The organism is Pseudoalteromonas porphyrae (assembly GCF_001298125.1).
Classification (GTDB): domain Bacteria; phylum Pseudomonadota; class Gammaproteobacteria; order Enterobacterales; family Alteromonadaceae; genus Pseudoalteromonas; species Pseudoalteromonas neustonica.
Genome location: NZ_LHPH01000045.1, coordinates 1 through 3633, shown reverse-complemented (window position 1 = coordinate 3633; position 3633 = coordinate 1). Strand labels below are relative to the sequence as shown.

The 3633-nt window shown below is 37.4% G+C and carries 2 protein-coding genes and 1 pseudogene; 2 read left to right on the top strand and 1 reads right to left on the bottom strand.

Annotated elements, in window-relative coordinates; genetic code table 11:
- A partial coding sequence (locus ADS77_RS20935; RefSeq protein ID WP_054456163.1) for a transposase occupies positions 1-798 on the top strand: 798 nt, incomplete at its 5' end.
- Positions 799-1175: 377 nt separating this feature from the next.
- Positions 1176-3068 (top strand): HNH endonuclease, encoded by a 1893-nt coding sequence (locus ADS77_RS20930; protein WP_054456161.1) that lies wholly within the window; start codon positions 1176-1178, stop codon positions 3066-3068.
- 79 nt (positions 3069-3147) lie between these two features.
- Here ADS77_RS20930 and ADS77_RS20925 read toward each other — a convergent pair.
- A pseudogene (locus ADS77_RS20925) lies at positions 3148-3633 on the bottom strand (group II intron maturase-specific domain-containing protein); the annotation flags it as partial.

Sequence of the window (3633 nt, the reverse complement as noted above, 5' to 3'; positions counted from 1 at the left end):
CCGCATGAGTTAAATATCATTGCGCACTACAACCCAAACGCGTTGTATCAGTGTTTATTTAAAGCCGCATGGCAAACGCTGAGCAAATTTGCGAAACGAAAGAGGCATGGTCAGTTAGGTATGACAAGCGTACTGCATACGTGGGGGCAGAACTTAAGCCAGCATATTCACCTGCATTGCTTGATACCCGCAGGTGCGCTTGATAAAGCGCACTGGCATGAAATAGAAAAAGGTTATTTATACCCCGTWAAAGCRTTATCRACRGTKTTTAGAGGRAAAATGCTGGCGGCGCTCAATGAATGYGATAGTTCATTCGCGAAGATAAACACGCCAACAAAGTGGTGCGTGTATAGCAAAGCTTGTTTAACGTACAGTGAAAAGCTAGTGAGTTACCTTGCGCGTTATACCCGAAAAGGCGTGATGTCAGAATCGCGATTCGTGTCAGCGAATGAGCAGTCAGTGAGCTTTAAATATCGCGACTATGCAGATAACAACCGCGATAAAGTCATGACACTGAGTTGTGATGAATTTTTACGGCGTTATTTACAACATGTATTGCCGAAAGGGTTTATGCGCATTCGCCACTATGGCTTTTTAGCTAATGCGTGTCGCAAGCGAAAGTTAGGGTTAATAAAGGCTCAAGCATCAATAACCCCATTCAAAGCGGTTAAGCCGAAGGCAGAGCAAGAACGATTAATACCGCATTGGCCTTGCCAGTCATGCAAGGCGGGTATCTTACGATTTATTGGTGTGATGAATTTAGATATGGCGACAAATAAAATAGCGCGAACGAGTTAGCGGGCTAGCCTGCTTAATAGAATCAATATGTTAACCTGCTTAATTGTTCAGGCTAATAGCGGCTGTGTGTTTTAATAATATGGTTGCTTATCAAGCTAAATTTAGGTGTAATAAGGACATAATAAACGCTGAGCAATGCAGGGACAGCTTAGATACGATATACACGTCAATGAAATTGGCTAAATATCGGTTAGGCCATAAAAAACCTATCTTTATAAGTTAAGTCCATAGCATAAACAATACCAACGCGAACACACCGAGCAGGTAGCGCCTCAGTCCAACAAGCGATTATGCAACACAAACTGCGTGTCGCATAAATACTAAAATGTTAGCTGTCTTAAAAATCGATATTCCAGTTATAAATTTAAGGATTGAATGTGGGGAAATTAGCAGATACATACTTGAAGTATGGAGTAGCGTCAGATGTTTCGATAAAGCTAGAAGAGCTTGGTTTATCTGTTACAACATTTAGAGCACTAAATATTACTCAATTAGTCGATAAGTATAATTTGGATAAGGATGAAGTTAGTTGGGTTAAACGTGCTATTACACGAAAAGCTATTGACCCTACTATAGTTCATGATCTTTTAGAAAATAGTAATTATATATGTTGCTGTTGCAAAGGGTTAAAATCTGACTCATACATAATTCATCACATTGTTGAATATGAGGTTTCACAAAATAATGAGTATGATAATTTAGCTGTTTTATGCCCTAATGATCATGATTTAGCCCATTCTAATTCTAATTTAACCAATAAACTATCATCTGAACATATTATTGAATCAAAGAAAAACTGGGAGCGTGAAATTAAATTACACAATATTTCCGTTTCAAAAGAAGAGCAAAGAGAACAAGTATTAACAAAACTCCCTAGATATAAAGTTCTTAATGACGAAATCGTTAATCTTAAAAATAGCATCAATGATAAAGAAAAAATAATAACTAGAAGCGAAGCATACTTTGATGTAGAACTTACCCGAAAAAAGCAAGATTTACAGGCTCTTGAGCATAATAAAGAGCTTTTGGAAAGGCAAGTTTCTGAACTAGCAATCAAACTAAGTCAACTGGATTTGAGTAAATCTAGCGAGCTAAATTCACTAGCAGTTAGCGCATTTCTTAATGGTGATCTAGAGGAGGCTTTAAAAGCTTTAAATGAAAGTAATCTTGACTCAGAGTTAGAGAAAATTGATAAAGCTGAATTGGACTTGTTGAAGTCTATTAAAGAAAATTATAAGTGTAGAATATTGAAGTCTCAACTTCTTTTAATTAATGAACGATGCGATGAAGCTATAGATTGTGCAGTAAAAGCTTTAGAAGTGTCAGAACGGCTTATTAAAATCAATTCAGATATATACATTGTTGATTACATCAATTCGTTAGAAGAAATAGGAACTGTTTTTTATAATTCTGGGAAGTATGAAGTGGCTTATAGCTACTTTGAAGGTGCCTTAGGTATTTGTATTGAGTTATTTGAAAAAGAAATCTTTGAGCACTTTCCTTTATTTACCCTTGTTCTTCAGAATATGGGGGCGTGTCATTATAGCCAGGGAGAATATGATCGAGCATTGAAACTTTTAATCGATGCGGAAGAGAAAATAGTCTCAATAAAAACCACTCTAGCTAAATTCAATGAAACGGAGCTAGTTGACTTAGATCGAATTCATTTAATGGTTTTAACTAATATTGGAGCCTCATGTCAGGAATTGAATTTGAATGATGATGGTCTTAAGTATTATTCACAGGGTGAAGTAATTTGTGAAAGACTCATTGCATCTAGATGTAACTCTTATGATGAGAGCATATTTAGGTATTTACATAATACGGCAATGTTGAATTTTCAATCAAAAAATCATGGCGTAGCTTTGAGGAAATATAATGAATCTTTACCGTATATTAATAGGCTAATTAAAGACAGGAGGTCTATGTTTATTGTTGAATTGGCTGATACATATAGAGATATATGTTCATGTCACTTATCCAGTGGAGATACGCATAGTGCGGAAAAATTCTGTGATGATGCAATAAAATTATTTTGTGAAATTGGTTCGAGTCAAGGAGCAAAAATTGAAATGCACTATGTTGATTCTCTTGTGTATAAAATGATTTTATTGATGCAGAAAAAAGAAGATTTAAACGAAATAAACAGGCTAGGTGAATTAGCTATTAGTATTTGTCTTAAGCACCCTGAAGATACTGATGCCCAAAACTACCCCGAAACAATTAATACTATATTGTCCGCCAGTTCTAGTGCTTTTACTATGGTATAAGATACAGCTAATCGGGTAGCCGGAGGTCTCTAACCACCAGCCCCCACACCACCCATCATGCGGGTCCGCAATGGGCGGTTCATCTCCCGTAATGAATATTGATCCAAATATCTCTCAATGACACTAACCCTTGTGACGCTAAGTAGTTATTGCCTAGCGCAATGTTAATTCCTTTTGTTTTTGAGCTTCTACAAGGGCCTTTACTGGTGATACCACAGGCTATGGCGAGTCGCTCGCTAACACCCAATTTCATTAAACTGCGTACTTTGGTACGGGCTATTCCTTTGGAAAGAGCGCCATTGCCGCCAGTAGCACATTCTTACCCTACGGCGGATCCAATGATCTAAATCCACTGTTAGTTGATAAGCGTTGGCTATTAAGTAGTAGTGTCCCCAGCCGCGTAAATACTGCGTGAGTTTATGAATTTGTAAGGTCATTGAGATCCCCCAGTTGCGGTTAGTGAGTTCTCTTACATTTGCTTTAAATTTCTTTAGCGCCTGTTCGTGAATTTGCACTTGACCGTAACGAAAGGTAAACCCGAGAAATTTCGAGCCTGTTACTGGAC